Source organism: Stenotrophomonas sp. YJH_SMC_58, assembly GCF_059369635.1.
On the sequence record NZ_JCAFSW010000003.1, the window covers coordinates 359379 to 375294 of the forward strand.

Genomic DNA, 15916 nt, shown 5'->3' on the forward strand with positions numbered 1-15916 from the left:
GCCCTCGGACAATACTTCTAGGATTAGTTCGCGGCCGCCGCCCTTGCGATGGCCAGGAAGTCCGCGGCCACCAGGGAGGCGCCGCCGACCAGCCCACCATCGACATCCGGCTGCGCGAACAGTTCCCCGGCATTGTCGGGCTTCACGCTACCGCCGTAAACAATGGGCAGTGAATCAGCGATTCTAGCATCGATACGCGCGACTTGGCCACGGATGAACGCGTGCACCTGCTGTGCCTGCTCCTTGGTGGCGGTACGGCCGGTACCGATGGCCCAGACCGGCTCATAGGCGACCACGGCCCGGGCGAAACCGGCCGCGCCGACCAGCTCCAGCACCGGTGCCAGCTGGCTGGCGATGACCGCTTCGGTCTGCCCGGCCTCGCGCTGTTCCAGGGTCTCGCCCACGCACAGCACCGGCACCAGGCCGGCGTGCTGGGCGGCGGCGAACTTGCGCGCGACCAGCTCGCTGCTCTCGTGGTGGTACTGGCGGCGCTCGGAATGGCCGACCAGGCCATAGCGGGCCCCGACCTCGACCAGCATGGCCGCGCAGACCTCGCCGGTGTAGGCGCCCTTCTCGTTGCTGCTCACGTCCTGCGCGCCAAAGGCCAGGCCGGTCTCGCCGAAGTCCTCGACCAGCTCCCCCAGGTACGGCAGCGGCGGCAGGATCACCACGTCCACCCCCTCCAGCGGCAGCCCGGCAGCCACCTGCCCCAGCAGTTCATTGGCGAATTGACGGCTGCCATGCAGCTTCCAGTTTCCGGCGACGATCTTGCGGCGCATGAGCGGGTGGCTCCTGTATGAAGTCAGCCGGTCATGATACCTGCTGCGGCAAAAATCCGTTTCCTTGTAAGCGGTTACATGGATTTTCAGCCAACGGCGCAGCCCCTCGTGACGGGGGGCGGGTTCGGTCGCGTATCACCGGTTGGATTGGTGAGCTTGGCCGGGCGGGTGGGGATGCCGGGGGTCGCCGTAAACCCGTCCCTGAGGGCTTGGCCGCGGCATCCATGCCGCGGACACCCCCGCCATCCCCACCCGCCCGGCCTCTGACACAGTCCGGCGGTTCCGCCCGCCACGGAAAGAAAAAAGAAGAGCAAGAGCAAAGGCAAAAGCTGCATTCCGGGTTGCTGCTGGCTGGACCAACCCCTACCCCACTTCGAACAGAGATATCTCATCCACGCATGGCGTGGATCTACCGCGTCGACCAAGGTCGACACCCACCGGGAATCGCGATTTACCCACCGTCACCGGGAAACTGTCGAAGGCGGGGAGGTGTGGGTTGGCAGGACCGTTGGCGCCATGGATGGCGCCATCGAGCCCCCAGGGGTGAGGGCGCTTTGCTTGCGAAGCACTGCTTCGCAAGCGCCCGAACGCACAGCCGCCAGCGGCTGGGCCGGTCTGGGGGTTCACGGCGTGTCCTGCCAACCCACACCGCCCCGCCCAACACGCAGAAACCCAGAGCCGCTTTGGCTTTGGACTTGCCGGCCAGCGGCCGGCACTACCGCGGGTGCAGGGTGCAACCCTGCAAAGACAAAGGCCGCCTTTCGGCGGCCTCACTTTTCTTTACTTCAGCTTGATCTCGCGCAGGCGCTCCTCGAGGAAGCCGTGGGCGGTGATCGGCTCCGGGTACCGGCTCGGATTCTCCGGGGTGATGCACGAGGGCAGCACGTCGATCAGGAAATCCGGGTTCGGGTGCAGGAAGAACGGCACCGAGTAACGCGGCTGGCGGGCCAGCTCGCCCGGGGGGTTGACCACGCGATGGATCGTCGACGGGTACACATGGTTGGTCAGGCGCTGCAGCATGTCGCCGATGTTGACCACGATGGTGTCCGCGTCCGAGGTGAACGGCACCCACTCGCCCTCATGCGACTGCACCTCCAGGCCCGCGGCGCTGGCGCCGACCAGCAGGGTGATGAAGTTGATGTCGCCATGCGCGCCGGCACGCACGTTCGGGATGTCGTCGGTGGTGATCGGCGGGTAGTGGATCGGGCGCAGGATCGAGTTGCCGAAGTTGGTCTTGTCGGCGAAGAAGTCTTCCGGCAGGCCGATGTGCAGGGCCAGCGCGGACAGCACGCGCGAACCCAGGTTGTCCAGCGCCTGGTACAGGCCGTAGCCGCGCTCACGGAAGCCCTCGACCTCGGTCGGCCACAGGTTCGGTGCCATCACGTCGCGGTACTTGGAGTCGTCGGCGATTTCACGACCGATGTGCCAGAACTCCTTCAGGTCGAAGTGCTTGGAGCCCTTCGCGGTTTCCACGCCGAACGGGGTATAGCCGCGGGCGCCGCCGCTGCCGGCCACGTGGTACTTGCGCTTGACCTCTTCCGGCAGGGCGAAGAAGGCCTTGAAGGCATCGTAGGCCGCGTCGATGTCGGCCTGCGGAATGCCGTGGTTGCGGATGCCCGCGAATCCCCATTGGCGGTAGGCCGCGCCCAGCTCGGCCACGAAGGCCTCGCGGTCGCTGTCGAAACGGGTGATGTCGAGGGTGGGGATCTGGCTCACAGCAATTCCTGGCTTGTCATTGGGTCTGGGGGGCCTGCGCATTCATGGCCCGCCTGAACATTGTGACAGATCACCCGGCGGACGCTACTCGATCCTCGGAAACAAATCGATACAATGCGCGACCTGCGCATAATTTAACGAATCCATCACGTTGGCAGCGCAAGCCCCGACCGCGCCTCCCCGACCCGACGCACCATGCCCGACGCCCCAGCCGCCATCGCCCTTCCCTCTGCGGGCCCTGCCCTTCGCTGGCGCCGGCTTGCGTGGTGGTCCCTGTTCGTCCTGGGCAATGCGCTGCTGGCGACGATGATCACCCTCGGCAACGTGCCGCTGTACGACAACCCGGGCGGCCACCAGGGCCTGGCCTATCTCGCGATTGCCCTGCCCGGGCACCTGCTCGCCTTCGGCGCGCTGGCCGGCGCGCTGCCACTGCTGCTGGGCCTGTGGCCGCGCAGCGCGCGCACGCTGAGCATCAGTGCGGTACTGCTGCAGGGCTTGTGGTTGTGCCTGCTGCTGGTCGACGCCAAGGTGTTCACTCTGTACCGCTTCCACCTCAATGCCATGGTCCTGAACATGGTGTTCGGCGGCGCCCTGCAGGACCAGGTTGCGTTGTCGTGGAAGACCTGGGTGCAGGTCGGCCTGCTGGTGGCGGCCATTTTCACCGCCGAGGGCATCCTGGCCTGGGCGTGCTGGAAGCTGCTGCCGGCCGCGCCCCGCCGGCGCAGGGTGCTGCAGGCCTGGGCGGTGGTCGCCCTGCTGATGGCGAGCGGCCAGGTGGCCACCGCCTACTACGACGCACGCGGCGACCGTGACGTGATTGCCCAGTGGAACTACCTGCCCTGGGCCCAGCCGATCACCGCCAAGAGCTTCATGCGCAGGCTGGGCGTGGTCAGTGAACAGCAGGTCGGCCTGCCCGATCCTCGCCATGCGCAGCTGCTGTATCCGCTGCAGCCACTGCGCTGCCAGAGCCCACAGCGGCCCAATGTACTGATGGTCGTGCTGGAATCGCTGCGCCACGATGCGCTTACTCCGCAGATCATGCCGAACACCTCGGCACTGGCGGCCTCCGCTCGTGTCTACGACCGCCATTTCAGCACGGGCAACGCCACCCGCTATGGCCTGTTCGGCCTGCTCTACGGCCTGCCGGGCGGCTACTGGCAAAGCATGCTTGACGAACAGCGCGGCTCACAGCTGTTCAAGGTGCTGGGCCAGCAGGGGTACGACCTGCATCTGTACGGCAGCGCGCCGATGTACAGCCCGGAATTCGACCGCACTGCATTTGCGGACGTCCGCGACCAGCTGCACCAGGGCCCGCCCGGTCTGGGTTCGGAAGGCCGTGACAGCAGCATCGTGGCCTCGCTTCAGAAGGACATCCGTGCAAGCCAGGCAGCGCACACGCCGTGGTTCGGCTTCGTCTTCCTCGATTCCACCCATGCGCCCTACCACATGCCCGCAGGCTACCCGCCGCTGGCGACCCCGATGGCGCAGGAAATCGACTTCCTCAGGTTCGGTCCGGACCACGACCCGGCCCCGGAACTGAACCGTTACCGGACCGCCGTGCATTACGCCGACAGCCTCGTCGGCACCCTGCTGGACGATCTGCGCGCGCAGGGCCTGGATCAGAACACCATCGTCCTGGTCACCGGCGACCACGCCGAGGAGTTCAACGACCTGAAGCTGAACTACTGGGGCCACAACGGCAACTTCTCCGACTACCAGCTGCAGGTACCGTTCGTGCTGCACTGGCCCGGCCAGCCCAGAGGCCATGAGACACGCACCAGTTCACATGAGGACTGGGTGCCGACGTTGATGCGCCACGCCCTGGGCTGCGAGAACGCACTGAGCGACTTCAGCACCGGCCAGGATCTGCTGGCCGAACCCGCAGGCGAGCGCGCACTGGTGGTGGAAAGCTGGTCACAACGCGCCGTCCGCCATGGCGATGCCATCTACGTGTTCGACAAGTTCGGCAACGCCACCGCGCTCGACCGGCACTACCGCCCGCTGCCGCGCCAGGCACCGGATGCCGGCGCCGTCCGTACCGCATGGGAAGCGCTGACCCGCTTCCGCAACCGCTGACCACAGAGGATGGATTCCATGAAACGCTCGCTGCGGATCCTGCATACCGAAGCTGCCCGGGGAATGGGCGGCCAGGAGATCTACATCTTCCGCCACATGCAGGTGATGCGTGCGCGTGGGCACCAGGTGTCGCTGCTGTGCCAGCCCGATGCCCGCCTGGCCCAGCTCGCGCGCGACGATGGCTTCACCGTGCATACCCTGCGCATGGGCGGCCTGGCACGGCTGCTGCGCGGCATCTGGTCGGTGTCACGCCTGGTACGCCGCGAACGCTACGACGTGGTCAACACCACCAGCCGCCGCGACGCACTGATCGCCGCGGCCGGCGCACGCCTGGGCGGCACGCCACTGGTGGTGCGCTCGCGCCACCTGATGAGTCCGGTCAATTCGTTGCTGACCTATACCGGTCTTCCGCACCGGATCATCACCGTCAGCGATTTCGTCAAGCGGCTGCTGGTCGACCGCGGCATTGCCGCCGAGCACATCGGCATCGTGCCCCCCATGGCGACGCCACCGCGCTGGGGCATGACCGAGCAGGGCGATCCCTGGGAGAACCTGCAGGCCACCCGCGCACAGGTCCGCGCCGAACTCGGTTTCGCCGAGCGCGACATCGTGGTCGGCTGCGTGGCCGTGCTGCGCGGGCCCAAGGGCCATGCCGAGCTGCTGCGCGCCATGGCGCCACTATGCAAGACCAATCCCGACCTGCACCTGGCCGTGGTCGGCGACGGCGAGCCGGTCATGGGCCGCCTGCAGGCCCTGCGCAGCGAACTCGGGCTGGAGCGCCAGGTGCACCTGCTCGGCTTCCGCAGCGACGCACACCGGCTGATGGCCGGTTTCGACATCTTCGCCCTGGCCACCCACAAGGAAGCCTCGGGGACCGTGTTCCTCGAGGCGGCGCAGGCGGCACTGCCGATCGTCTCGCATCGCGTTGGCGGCGTGCCTGAAATGCTGGTGGAAGGCAGCAATGCCATCCTCACCCGGCTGGGTGATGACGCCGCCCTCACTGGTGCGTTGCGGCTGCTGGTGGATGATCAGGAACGTCGCCGGCAGATGGGCCGCGCCGGTTGGGACTGGATCCGCAGCGCCAAGCAGTTCAGCGCGGCAGGCCACGGAGAGGCCACTGAAAACTACTACCTCCAATGGTTGAAGGAGCTGGGTCATGGCTAACGCCAGAACCGTACCGGTGCTGATGCACCACCATGTCAGCAACTCGCCGGGAATGATCACCGTATCCCCGGAGAACTTCGAGAGCCAGATCGCCTGGCTCGCACGGACCGGCTGGACCTCGCTGACGCTGGACCAGTACGCCGGCTTTCTCGCCGGGAAGCCGGTGCCGCGCAAATCGATCGTGATCACGTTCGACGACGGCTACCTGGACAACTGGGTCTACGCCCATCCGATCCTGCAGAAATACGGCATGCATGCGGTGGTGTTCGTGGTCACCGGCTGGATGCACGAAGGTCCGATCCGCCCGCATGCAGGCATCGAAGGCGCCGAGCTGCCGGCCACGCCGGAACATCGCGCCTGCGAGGACCTGATCTACAAGCAGGGCCGCAGCGACGAAGTGATGATGCGCTGGAGCGAAGCGCGTGCGGCAATCGAAGCCGGCACGTTCGAGGTCCACTGCCATACCCACAGCCACACCCGTTGGCTCAAGCGCGATGACCTGGACCGTGCGCAGCGCCGCGAAGGCATCAGCGGCGACCTGGCCATGGCGAAGCAGACGCTGCTGGAGAAGCTCGGCGAAGTCTCCGATACGCTGTGCTGGCCCTATGGTGACTTCGACGATGACTACATCGAAGTGGCACGCGAACAGGGCTTCCGCTACCTGCACACCACCCATCCCTTCGGCCGCAACGTGATTGGCGGCGATCCGGAGCGGATCTATCGCTTCGCGATCCGCAACCGGCCGGCCAGCTGGCTGCGCAAGCGCATCGCATGGAGCTACAACCCGTTGATCGCGCCGATCTTCAACGGCTTCAAGGCGCGGCAGAAGAAGATGGTGCCTGGCCCGTAGGAGGCCACGTTCATCTTGATCGCGGCAACACCCGGTTTTCGAATGGACTCCAAGGAACAGTGAAGGCAATGAACGTACTGGTGACCGGCGGTGCTGGCTACATCGGCTCGCATGCATGCGTGGAGCTGCAGCAGCAGGGGCACGGCGTGGTCATCGTGGACTCGCTGTGCAACAGCGACGCCAGCGTGGTCGAGCGCATCGGACGGATCACCGGCACGGCACCGGTGTTCGTGCAGGCTGACATCCGGGACCGGCCGCGCATGGCCGCCTTGATGCAGGAGCACGCGATCGATGCCGTATTGCACTTCGCAGCGCTCAAGTCCGTGGGCGAGTCCCAGAAGATTCCACTGCAGTACTTCGACAGCAACATCAGCGGTTCGATTGCCCTGCTCGGTGCCATGCAGGATGCAGGCGTGCAGTTGCTGGTCTTCAGCTCTTCGGCAACGGTGTACGGCAACCAGGACCACTGCCCGGTGGCCGAGACCGCTTCAACCTGTGCGATGACGCCCTATGGGCGCACCAAGCTGGTGGTCGAGCAGCTGCTTGCCGACCTGGCAGCAACGGGCCAGGACCTGCATATCGCGACGCTGCGCTACTTCAACCCGGTCGGCGCCCACGCCAGCGCGCTGATCGGCGAGCTTCCGCATGGCACGCCGAGCAACCTGATGCCCTACATCGCGCAGGTCGCCGCCGGGCTGCTGCCGGAGGTCCAGGTCTTCGGGGACGACTATCCGACCCATGATGGTACCGGCGTGCGCGACTACATCCATGTGCAGGACGTCGCCAGCGCCCACGTGCTGGCCCTGCAGTTCCTTCGCGACCAGCGGCGCAGCATCACCCTCAACCTTGGCACCGGCCAGGGCCACAGCGTGCTGGAACTGATCCAGGCCTTCGAACTCACCACCGGCGTGCGGGTTCCGTTCCGCATCGTACCGCGGCGCGATGGCGACATCGCGGTCAGCTTCGCCGATGCCTCGCTGGCGCTGCGCGAGCTGGGCTGGAAGGCGCGTCACGATCTCACCGACATGTGCCGGGACACCTGGAAGTGGCAGCGGGCGATGTCACGCGCCGCACAAGGTGCAATGCCAGAGCACCTGCCCGCGCGCTGATGCGGGCAGGACCCAGCGGTCGGAAACGCCCGTACACGACGCGTCACAAGGTGCGCAGCCGCAGCTGAACGCGATCGCGGGTCGCGCACGGTTGAGTCCCCCTCCCAGAAAAAAACATGGCCGCATACGCGGCCATGTCGGGTGCAACACGCGGGATTGCCACGCTGCTCAGGCAGCGGCTTCGCGCACCGCAGCGGACAAGCGATCGAGAGTCTCCTGCATCAGCGTGGCGTCATCGGCTTCGACGGTAACCCGCACCACCGGCTCGGTACCCGACGGGCGCAGGAACGCGCGACCGCGGCCGGCCACCGACTGCTGCGCGGCCGCCAGCGCGGCCTGCACACTGGCGGCCTGCACCGTGGCCTTGGCCGAGACATTGCCCAACCGCACGTTGACCGTTTTCTGCGGCACCCGCTCCAAACCCTTCAGCGCCTGGCGCAGGGTCTGGCCGCCGTTGCGCAGTGCCACCAGTACCTGCAGGGCACTGACAATACCGTCGCCGGTGGTCGCCCGGTCCAGGCACAGCAGGTGGCCTGAGGCCTCACCGCCAAGCACGCCCCCGCCTTCGACCAGCGCCTGGTGCACGTATCGATCACCAACGTTGCTGCGCACGAACGGGATCTGCAGATCGGCGAAAGCTCTCTCCACGCCGTAGTTGCTCATCAGCGTGCCGACCACCGGGCCGTGCAGGCGGCCTTCGTCCTTCCAGGCGCGGGCCAGGATGTACAGCAGGTCATCGCCGTCGACCGGGTTGCCCTGGTCGTCGGCCATCAGCACTCGGTCGCCATCACCATCGAAGGCGATGCCGAGATCGGCGCGGGTCTCGCGGACTTTGGCCGCCAGGTTGTCGATATGGGTGGAACCCACACCGGCGTTGATGTTGACGCCGTTGGGCTCGGCACCGATGCCGATCACCTCGGCGCCAAGTTCGCGGAACAGCAGCGGTGCGATCTGGTAGGTGGCACCGTGCGCGCAATCCAGCACCAGGCGCACGCCACGCAGGTCGAACGCGCGCGGCACGCTGGCCTTGCAGAACTCGATGTAGCGGCCGACCGCTTCGCGCGCGCGCGAAGCCTTGCCCAGCTTCTCCGATTCGGCGGTGGTGAACGGAACGTCCAGCGCCGCTTCCAGGGCCAGTTCGGTGGCGTCGTCGAGCTTCTCGCCCTGGGCGGAGAAGAACTTGATGCCGTTGTCGTAATGCGGGTTGTGCGAAGCGCTGATGACGATGCCGGCGTCCACGCCCAGCGTGCGGGTCAGGAACGCCACCGCCGGGGTCGGCATCGGCCCCAGCAGCTGTACGTCGGCGCCGGCAGCGACCAGGCCGGCCTCCAGCGCCGCTTCGAACATGTAGCCGGAAATGCGGGTGTCCTTGCCGATCACCACGATCGGCCGGCGCCCGTCCTGGCCGCGCTGGGCGACCAGGACACGGCCCAGGGCGTTGCCCAGGCGCAGCACGAAATCGGCCGAGATCACGCCTTGGCCGACCCGCCCACGGATGCCGTCAGTACCGAAGTACTTGCGGCCTCCCATCAAGCCATCTCCGGGGCCGGCTGACGGCCCAGCATTGCCAGCAGATCGGACAGGCGGTCGCGCATCTCGCGGCGGTCACAGATCTGGTCAATGGCACCATGTTCCAGCAGGAACTCCGAACGCTGGAAGCCTTCCGGCAGCTTCTCGCGCACGGTCTGCTCGATCACGCGCGGACCCGCAAAGCCGATCAGCGCCTGCGGCTCGGCGATGTTGATGTCGCCCAGCATCGCGAACGAGGCCGACACGCCACCGGTGGTCGGGTGGGTCAGCACCGAGATGTACGGCAGGCCCGCTTCACGCAGCTTGCCCAGTGCGGCCGAGGTCTTGGCCATCTGCATCAGCGAGAACAGGCCTTCCTGCATGCGCGCGCCGCCACTCTGCGAGAAGCACACGTAGGGGGCACCGATCTCGACTGCGGTTTCGGCGGCCAGCGCGAAACGCTCACCCACCACCGAGCCCATCGAGCCGCCCATGAAGGCGAAGTCGAACGACGAGGCCACCAGTGCACGGCCCTTGAGCAGACCGCGCATGGCGATCAGCGCGTCGTACTCACCCGTGTTCTTCTGCGCGATCTTGATGCGCTCGCTGTACTTCTTCTGGTCCTTGAACTTGAGCAGGTCGGTCGGCCCCAGGCGCGCACCGATCTCGGTAGTGCTGTCGGCGTCGAACAGGGCGGCCAGGCGCGCGCGCGCGCGAATCGCCATGTGGTGGCCGCACTTCGGGCAGACCTCCAGGTTCTCTTCCAGTTCCGGACGGTACAACGCGCTGCCGCAGTTGCTGCACTTTTCCCACAGGCCCTCGGGGACACTGCGCTTCTTGCTGGGGGTGTTGTCGGTGCGGATGCCGGACGGCATCAACTTGCTGAGCCAACTCATGCGGGAGGACACTTCCGTTCAGGGCGGCCCGAGGGCCGCAAAGGCGGACAGTCTAGCTCCGCTTTCCCTGCCCGTGCACCCCCTTGCCGGCCACGGAGCCGCCGGAAAAAACCATGCTGGGACGTACGTTTAGGTGCTGGGTCATGCCGGCCGCTGGCCGGCAGCCCCCTACGTGCAGACCCATGGGTAGTGCCGGCCGCTGGCCGGCAGCACTGCATGTGGCCGTCAGGCAGATGCCGGCCAGCGGCCGGCACGACCGTTACGCGTCCAGCGCCTGCCGCAGCGGGGCCAGGAAGTCTCCAGCACGCTGCGCGGCCTCTTCAGCCGAGCCCGCTTCGGCCAGCGCCGCCACCAATGCACTGCCGACCACCACGCCATCGGCCTGGCGCGCCATCGCCGCCGCACTGGCGGCGTCCTTGATGCCGAAGCCAGCAACCACCGGCACTGAAGCGCGCGCGCGCAGGGCCTGCAGGCGGGCACTGGCGGCATCGCTGTCCAGGCGTTCGGACGCGCCGGTGACACCGGCAAAGCTGACGTAGTAGAGGTAGCCACGGGCCAGCGCCAGCAGCTTGTCGGCCCGCGCTTCGCTGGTGGTCGGCGACGCCAGCAGGACCAGTGCCAGGCCGGCTGCATCGAAGGCCTGCTGCGCTTCACCCGCTTCTTCCGGCGGCAGGTCGACCAGCAGTACGCCGTCCACGCCTGCGTCGACGGCGGCCTTGGCGAAGGCCGCGTAGCCATGGATCTCCACCGGGTTGAGGTAGCCCATCAGCACCACCGGGGTCTGCGCGTCGCGCTCGCGGAACTGCGCCACGGCCTGCAGGACGTAGCGGCTGCCAGCCCCCCGTGCCAGCGCGCGCTCGGAGCTGCGCTGGATGGTCGGGCCATCGGCCATGGGATCGGAGAACGGCACGCCCAGCTCGATCACATCGGCACCGGCCTCAACCAGCGCGTGCATGACCGGCACGGTGGCCTCCAGCGAGGGATCACCGGCAGTGATGAAGGGAATCAGCGCCTTGCGCTGCTGCTCGCGCAGGCGCTGGAAACAGGCATCGAGTCGGGATACAGGCATCTCAGGCACATCCTTCAATCAGTTCAATCGCATCGCTGGTTCCCCAGTACATCCGGGTGACCTTCCCTTCAAACAGTTCCAGGCGGATGCCCAGGTCCGAACCCGGGTCCTGCCAGGTGAGGTACTCGCCCTGGTCACCGTCGTAGGCATGCGGGCTGGATACCGGCGGCTTCGGGAACTGCGCCATGGCCTGGGCACGGGTCATGCCGATGCGCAGGCCGAATGGACCGGGCTGTTCAACCGGCAGCTCCGGGTCGTCGCCCGGCTTCAGATCAAATCGGACCACGCGGTCGTCGTCGGTCATCATCGACACGCCCGGCGGCAACCCCCTGCCGTCGTAGTACTCGCAGTCGCCTTCGAAGAACTCTTTCGCGCCCTGTGCCTTCCAGGGCCCCAGTGACTTCAGGTCCCCCATGTGCTGGCCAACCAGCACTTCGCCGGCATGGTCCAGTGCAACCGAGGCGACGGCGGGAGCGTTGTCGCCGTTGCTCTCTTCCGCAGACGGCGGATCGACGATCGGCGTACGCGCCATCGGGTCGAGGTCATCGTTGGCGGCCGGCTGCTGTGCGGGCTGCGCGGTGGCTTTGGCGGCCGGCGCAAGCACTGGCGGTTCCGGCGGCTGGCACGCGGCCAGGCCCAGCACCAGCAGAAGCACCCCGCTGTTCCGCAGCCGCGCGCTCACAGCACCAGCCCTTCGCGCGCAGCGATGGTGTGCACGTCCTTGTCGCCACGGCCGGACAGATTGCACAGCACGATCTGGTCACGCGGTCGCTCACGCGCCAGCTTGATCGCCTGCGCCAGCGCATGGCTGGATTCCAGTGCCGGCAGGATGCCCTCGGTATGCGCCAGCAGGTGGAAGGCCTGCAGCGCTTCCTCGTTGGTGATGCCCAGATAGCGTGCGCGACCGGTATCGGCCAGGAACGCGTGCTCCGGGCCGACGCCCGGATAGTCCAGGCCGGCTGATACCGAGTGGGTCTCGATGATCTGGCCGTCGTCGTCACACAGCACATAGGTGCGGTTGCCGTGCAGCACACCGGGGCGACCGGCAGCGATCGAAGCGGCGTGGCGGCCGGTGTTGATGCCGTCACCGGCGGCTTCGGCGCCGACGATCTCGACCTGGCGGTCGTTGAGGAAGGCATGGAACAGGCCGATCGCATTGCTGCCGCCGCCCACGCAGGCGGTGATCGCATCCGGCAGGCGGCCGTATTCGGCCAGCATCTGCTCACGCGCTTCGCGGCCGACGATGGCATTGAAGTCACGGACCATGCGCGGATACGGATCCGGGCCGGCCACGGTGCCGATGATGTAGAAGGTGTCCTGCACGTTGGTCACCCAGTCGCGCATGGCTTCGTTGAGTGCGTCCTTCAGGGTGGCCGAGCCGGAAGTGACCGGCACCACCGTCGCGCCCAGCAGCTTCATGCGGTAAACATTGATCTTCTGCCGCTCGATGTCGGTGGCGCCCATGTACACCACGCATTCCAGGCCCAGCCGCGCGGCAACCGTGGCACTGGCCACGCCATGCTGGCCGGCACCGGTCTCGGCAATGATGCGCTTCTTGCCCATCCGCGCGGCCAGCAAGGCCTGGCCGATGGTGTTGTTGATCTTGTGCGCGCCGGTGTGGTTCAGGTCCTCGCGCTTGAGCAGGATCTGCGCGCCACCGACGTGATCGCTCAGGCGCTGGGCGTGATAGATCGGGCTCGGCCGGCCCACGTAGTGCGCCAGGTCGCGGTCATAGGCCAGCTGGAATGCGGGATCCTGGCGCGCCTGGTCATAGGCCTGGGCCAGTTCCTGCAGCGGGCCGACCAGGGTTTCGGCAACGAAACTGCCGCCATAGCGGCCGAAGTGGCCCTGGGCATCCGGGAAGGCGTGATAGTCGGCAATGGGGGAGGCAGACATGGATACGACCGGTGGTTCAGACAGGTGGATACTCTAGCGCACGGGTCATGACCGGAAAATGGATATTATCTGGCGCATATCGTCAGGAAATCTCACATGAGCCGTTCCCTGCTGCCTCCCCTCAATGCGCTGCGCGCGTTCGAAGCGACGGCCCGCCTTGGCGGCGTTGGGCGCGCCGCGCAGGACCTGCACGTCACCCACGGCGCGGTCAGCCGGCAGTTGAAGCTGCTGGAGGATCACCTTGGCCTGGCGTTGTTCCAGCGGGCCGGCCGTGGCCTGCGCCTGACCGCTGCGGGCACGCGGCTGCAGGCAGCATGCAGCGAGGCCTTCAGCGGCATCGAAGACTGCGTGCGCGAACTGCGGCGGCCGGCAGCAGCCCCGGCGCTGGTACTGGGCTGCAGTGGCAGCGTGCTGGCGCGATGGATGATTCCACGACTGCCAGCATTGCAGGCTGCCCTGCCCGGCGTGCGCCTGCAGTGGTCGGCACTGGATGGCAGTTTCACCGAAGCGCAGGCGGCGCTGGACGCCGTGCTGCTGCTGGCGCAGGGCCCGTGGCCACGAGGTTGGCAGGTACGCGAGCTGGCGCCGGAACGGGTCGGCGTGGTGGTGGCGCCATCGCATCCGGCCGCGCAGCGCCTGCGGCATGCACCGCCGTCGGCGCTGTTGCAGGAGACGCTGCTGCACACCAGCTCACGGCCGCAGGCATGGCCGGCATGGGCACAGGCGCACGATCTGGACGTGTCGAAGCTGCAGCTGGGCACCGCCTTCGAGCACCTGTACTACCTGCTGGAAGCCGCGGTAGCCGGGCTGGGCCCGGCGATCGCACCGGAGCCGCTGGTGGCCGAAGACCTGGCCGCAGGCCGGCTGGTCGCACCGTGGGGATTTACCGCCACCGGCGGCTTCTGGGTGCTGGCGCGGCCGGATGGCCAGGCCGACGCACGCGTCGACGCCCTGGCGGGCTGGGTCGCTGGCCAGCTCAGGTAACGTGACGCCGCAGCCTCCCGGTCCTACTCCAGCACGGTGCAGTCGGCGCGGCGCACTTCCTCGACGAAGGTGCGCATCCTGTAGCCGTCCTTGATGCCCGGCTCCAGTTCGATGCCGCTGGACACGTCCACGCCCCAGGGAAGCGTGGCAAGCACAGCGTCGTAGACGTTTTCCGGGTTCAGGCCACCGGCCAGCAGGAACGGCCGGTGCAGGCCGGTCGGGATACGGCCCCAGTCGAAGGCCACGCCGGTACCGCCACCGCCACCCGGCGCATGGCTGTCGAACAGGAACCCCGCCGCGCTGGGGTAACGTAGCTGCAACGTCCGCGCATTGACCTCTTCCCGGCCCCCCATGGCAATCGCCTTCAGGTAGGGCATGTTGAAGCTGCGGCAGAAGCTCTCGTCTTCCTCGCCGTGGAACTGCAGCAGGGTTGGCCGCACCGTGCGCAGCACCTCGCGCACCTCTTCCTTGCTGTTGTTGCGGAACAGGGCCACCACATCGACCATCGGCGCGATCGCCTGGCGCATCGCGCGTGCTTCGGCTGGAGCAACCCGGCGGCTGCTCTCGCGGGCAAAGATGAAACCCACTGCGTCCACGCCCAGCTCACCGGCCAGGCGGACATCGCCGGCACGGGTCATGCCACAGAACTTGATGCGCGTGCGGTAGTAGGAGCGGCTCATAGCGTGACCTCGGCGGGCAGATGCCAGTTGTCGGGGTACAGGGGCCCAAGGAACACCAGGCCCTGCGGCGGTGCGGTGGGACCGGCTACGGTGCGATCGCGCCCGGCCAGCAGTTCGGCGATCCATTCCACCGGTTTTTCACCGCTGCCCACCAGGATCAACGATCCGACGATATTGCGGACCATGTGATGAAGGAATGCATTGCCCTGCACGGCCACTTCAATCACTTCGCCCTGGCGGCTGACCTGCAGTGATTGCAGCTCACGCCGCGCGTGCAGCGCCTGGCACTGCACGGAGCGGAACGCGCTGAAGTCATTTTCGCCGATCAGGGCCTGGCCGGCGGCGTGCATCAGCGTCTCGTCCAGCGCCCGGCGCTCCCAGCTGAGGGTCTGCCGGTCCAGCGCAGGCCTCACCTCGCGATTGAGCAGGCGGTAGCGGTAGCGGCGCGCGCGTGCCGAGAAGCGGGCGTGGAAATCGTCGGCCACCGGCACGCACCAGCGCACCGCGATCGAGCGCGGCAGGCGGGTGGTGGTGCCCAGCATCCAGGCGCGCGGGTCGCGCACCACGTCGGTATCGAAATGGACGACCTGGCACTGGCCATGCACGCCGGCATCGGTGCGGCCGGCGCAGACCACCTGCAGCGGCGTATCGGCCACCGACGACAGGGCCTGCTCAAGGCTGGCCTGCACGCTGGGACCGCCCTCGCCCAGGTTCTGCCAGCCCCTGAAATCGCTGCCGTCGTATTCGACGCCAAGCGCGTAACGCATGTGCTACCTCGATATTGCGTATGGGGCGGCGCTCAGGCCGGATCGCGTTCGGACCAGACCGCCAGTTCGTTGCCACCGGGCTCGACGAACTGGAAGCGGCTGCCACCGGGGAAGGAAAACACCGGGCGCACGATCTCGCCGCCGGCGTCGCGCACGGCGGCCTCGACCGGTGCCAGTGCGTCGGCATACAGCACCAGCAGCGGTGCGCCGCTGTCGCTGGCCCGCTGCGGCTGGCCGCGGAAGAAGCCGCCCTGCAGGCGGCCATCGTCGAACGCCGTATAGTCGCTGCCGTAATCGACGAACGACCAGCCGAACACCTTCTCGAAGAAGGCGCGGCTTGCGGCCGGGTCGCTGGAAGCGAATTCAACGTAGTCGATGCGACGCTCGCGGCTCATGGCAGGATCCTTGTCGGCAGGTTCGG

Annotated in this window: 15 protein-coding genes; 5 read left to right on the plus strand and 10 right to left on the minus strand. The window is 67.3% G+C overall.

Annotated elements, in window-relative coordinates:
* Nucleotides 1-23 precede the first annotated feature (23 nt).
* A complete protein-coding gene (tpiA, locus tag AC5P68_RS06370; protein WP_033835605.1) occupies nt 24-779 on the minus strand; it encodes a triose-phosphate isomerase in 756 nt (251 codons plus the stop codon).
* A 780-nt stretch (nt 780-1559) separates the two neighbouring features.
* On the minus strand, nt 1560-2537 hold the full coding sequence (locus AC5P68_RS06375; protein WP_005410467.1) for an isopenicillin N synthase family dioxygenase: 978 nt from the start codon (nt 2535-2537) through the stop codon (nt 1560-1562).
* Nucleotides 2538-2690: 153 nt separating this feature from the next.
* Here AC5P68_RS06375 and AC5P68_RS06380 point away from each other — a divergent pair, with 153 nt between their 5' ends.
* The 4 genes from AC5P68_RS06380 to galE all read left to right on the plus strand — a co-directional run bounded on the left by AC5P68_RS06380 (nt 2691) and on the right by galE (nt 7694).
* Nucleotides 2691-4571, plus strand: coding sequence for a DUF3413 domain-containing protein (locus AC5P68_RS06380; RefSeq protein WP_231522367.1), 1881 nt, complete (start codon nt 2691-2693; stop codon nt 4569-4571).
* 18 nt (nt 4572-4589) lie between these two features.
* Complete coding sequence (locus AC5P68_RS06385) at nt 4590-5735, plus strand: glycosyltransferase family 4 protein (RefSeq protein WP_049403604.1); 1146 nt, start codon at nt 4590-4592, stop codon at nt 5733-5735.
* The gene (locus tag AC5P68_RS06390; RefSeq protein ID WP_005410470.1) at nt 5728-6585 is read left to right on the plus strand and encodes a polysaccharide deacetylase family protein; all 858 of its coding nucleotides are present in this window, start codon (nt 5728-5730) and stop codon (nt 6583-6585) included. The genes AC5P68_RS06385 and AC5P68_RS06390 overlap by 8 nt, the downstream gene beginning before the upstream one ends.
* Before the next feature lie 68 nt (nt 6586-6653).
* The gene (gene galE, locus AC5P68_RS06395; RefSeq protein ID WP_033834842.1) at nt 6654-7694 is read left to right on the plus strand and encodes a UDP-glucose 4-epimerase GalE; all 1041 of its coding nucleotides are present in this window, start codon (nt 6654-6656) and stop codon (nt 7692-7694) included.
* A gap of 168 nt (nt 7695-7862) precedes the next feature.
* Here galE and glmM read toward each other — a convergent pair whose 3' ends face one another.
* From glmM to trpB, 5 genes are all read right to left on the minus strand, one after another.
* A complete protein-coding gene (gene glmM / locus AC5P68_RS06400; protein ID WP_049403603.1) occupies nt 7863-9224 on the minus strand; it encodes a phosphoglucosamine mutase in 1362 nt (453 codons plus the stop codon).
* Nucleotides 9224-10099 (minus strand): acetyl-CoA carboxylase, carboxyltransferase subunit beta, encoded by an 876-nt coding sequence (gene accD, locus AC5P68_RS06405; protein ID WP_033834844.1) that lies wholly within the window; start codon nt 10097-10099, stop codon nt 9224-9226. The genes glmM and accD overlap by 1 nt, the downstream gene beginning before the upstream one ends.
* 259 nt (nt 10100-10358) lie before the next feature.
* Complete coding sequence (gene trpA, locus AC5P68_RS06410; RefSeq protein WP_049403602.1) at nt 10359-11168, minus strand: tryptophan synthase subunit alpha; 810 nt, start codon at nt 11166-11168, stop codon at nt 10359-10361.
* A 1-nt stretch (nt 11169) separates the two neighbouring features.
* A complete protein-coding gene (locus tag AC5P68_RS06415) occupies nt 11170-11850 on the minus strand; it encodes a hypothetical protein (protein WP_033834846.1) in 681 nt (226 codons plus the stop codon).
* Nucleotides 11847-13064, minus strand: coding sequence for a tryptophan synthase subunit beta (gene trpB, locus AC5P68_RS06420; RefSeq protein ID WP_495216863.1), 1218 nt, complete (start codon nt 13062-13064; stop codon nt 11847-11849). Before trpB ends, AC5P68_RS06415 begins: the two co-directional genes overlap by 4 nt.
* A 96-nt stretch (nt 13065-13160) precedes the next feature.
* Between trpB and AC5P68_RS06425 the strand changes: the two genes are divergently transcribed.
* Nucleotides 13161-14048, plus strand: a complete 888-nt coding sequence (locus AC5P68_RS06425) for a LysR family transcriptional regulator (protein WP_033834847.1) — start codon at nt 13161-13163, stop codon at nt 14046-14048.
* Nucleotides 14049-14071: 23 nt separating this feature from the next.
* On the opposite strand, the gene AC5P68_RS06430 is transcribed toward AC5P68_RS06425, so the two are convergent.
* Genes AC5P68_RS06430 through AC5P68_RS06440 form a run of 3 tightly spaced genes read right to left on the minus strand, consistent with a single transcriptional unit; the run spans nt 14072 to nt 15890 of the window.
* Nucleotides 14072-14728 (minus strand): phosphoribosylanthranilate isomerase, encoded by a 657-nt coding sequence (locus tag AC5P68_RS06430; protein ID WP_005410480.1) that lies wholly within the window; start codon nt 14726-14728, stop codon nt 14072-14074.
* Complete coding sequence (truA, locus tag AC5P68_RS06435; RefSeq protein ID WP_012480891.1) at nt 14725-15495, minus strand: tRNA pseudouridine(38-40) synthase TruA; 771 nt, start codon at nt 15493-15495, stop codon at nt 14725-14727. The genes AC5P68_RS06430 and truA overlap by 4 nt, the downstream gene beginning before the upstream one ends.
* Nucleotides 15496-15527: 32 nt before the next feature.
* A complete protein-coding gene (locus AC5P68_RS06440; RefSeq protein WP_005410482.1) occupies nt 15528-15890 on the minus strand; it encodes a VOC family protein in 363 nt (120 codons plus the stop codon).
* Between the last annotated feature and the right edge of the window lie 26 nt (nt 15891-15916).

What these genes read in the sequence shown, in the direction of transcription:
- truA (WP_012480891.1), bottom strand. Translation starts at nt 15,495, where the DNA reads ATGCGTTACGCGCTTGGCGTCGAATACGACGGCAGCGATTTCAGGGGC.
- AC5P68_RS06430 (WP_005410480.1), bottom strand. Translation starts at nt 14,728, where the DNA reads ATGAGCCGCTCCTACTACCGCACGCGCATCAAGTTCTGTGGCATGACC.
- trpB (WP_495216863.1), bottom strand. Translation starts at nt 13,064, where the DNA reads ATGTCTGCCTCCCCCATTGCCGACTATCACGCCTTCCCGGATGCCCAG.
- trpA (WP_049403602.1), bottom strand. Translation starts at nt 11,168, where the DNA reads ATGCCTGTATCCCGACTCGATGCCTGTTTCCAGCGCCTGCGCGAGCAG.
- galE (WP_033834842.1), top strand. Translation starts at nt 6,654, where the DNA reads ATGAACGTACTGGTGACCGGCGGTGCTGGCTACATCGGCTCGCATGCA.
- AC5P68_RS06425 (WP_033834847.1), top strand. Translation starts at nt 13,161, where the DNA reads ATGAGCCGTTCCCTGCTGCCTCCCCTCAATGCGCTGCGCGCGTTCGAA.
- AC5P68_RS06440 (WP_005410482.1), bottom strand. Translation starts at nt 15,890, where the DNA reads ATGAGCCGCGAGCGTCGCATCGACTACGTTGAATTCGCTTCCAGCGAC.
- AC5P68_RS06380 (WP_231522367.1), top strand. Translation starts at nt 2,691, where the DNA reads ATGCCCGACGCCCCAGCCGCCATCGCCCTTCCCTCTGCGGGCCCTGCC.
- tpiA (WP_033835605.1), bottom strand. Translation starts at nt 779, where the DNA reads ATGCGCCGCAAGATCGTCGCCGGAAACTGGAAGCTGCATGGCAGCCGT.
- AC5P68_RS06390 (WP_005410470.1), top strand. Translation starts at nt 5,728, where the DNA reads ATGGCTAACGCCAGAACCGTACCGGTGCTGATGCACCACCATGTCAGC.
- AC5P68_RS06385 (WP_049403604.1), top strand. Translation starts at nt 4,590, where the DNA reads ATGAAACGCTCGCTGCGGATCCTGCATACCGAAGCTGCCCGGGGAATG.
- AC5P68_RS06375 (WP_005410467.1), bottom strand. Translation starts at nt 2,537, where the DNA reads ATGCGCAGGCCCCCCAGACCCAATGACAAGCCAGGAATTGCTGTGAGC.
- glmM (WP_049403603.1), bottom strand. Translation starts at nt 9,224, where the DNA reads ATGGGAGGCCGCAAGTACTTCGGTACTGACGGCATCCGTGGGCGGGTC.
- accD (WP_033834844.1), bottom strand. Translation starts at nt 10,099, where the DNA reads ATGAGTTGGCTCAGCAAGTTGATGCCGTCCGGCATCCGCACCGACAAC.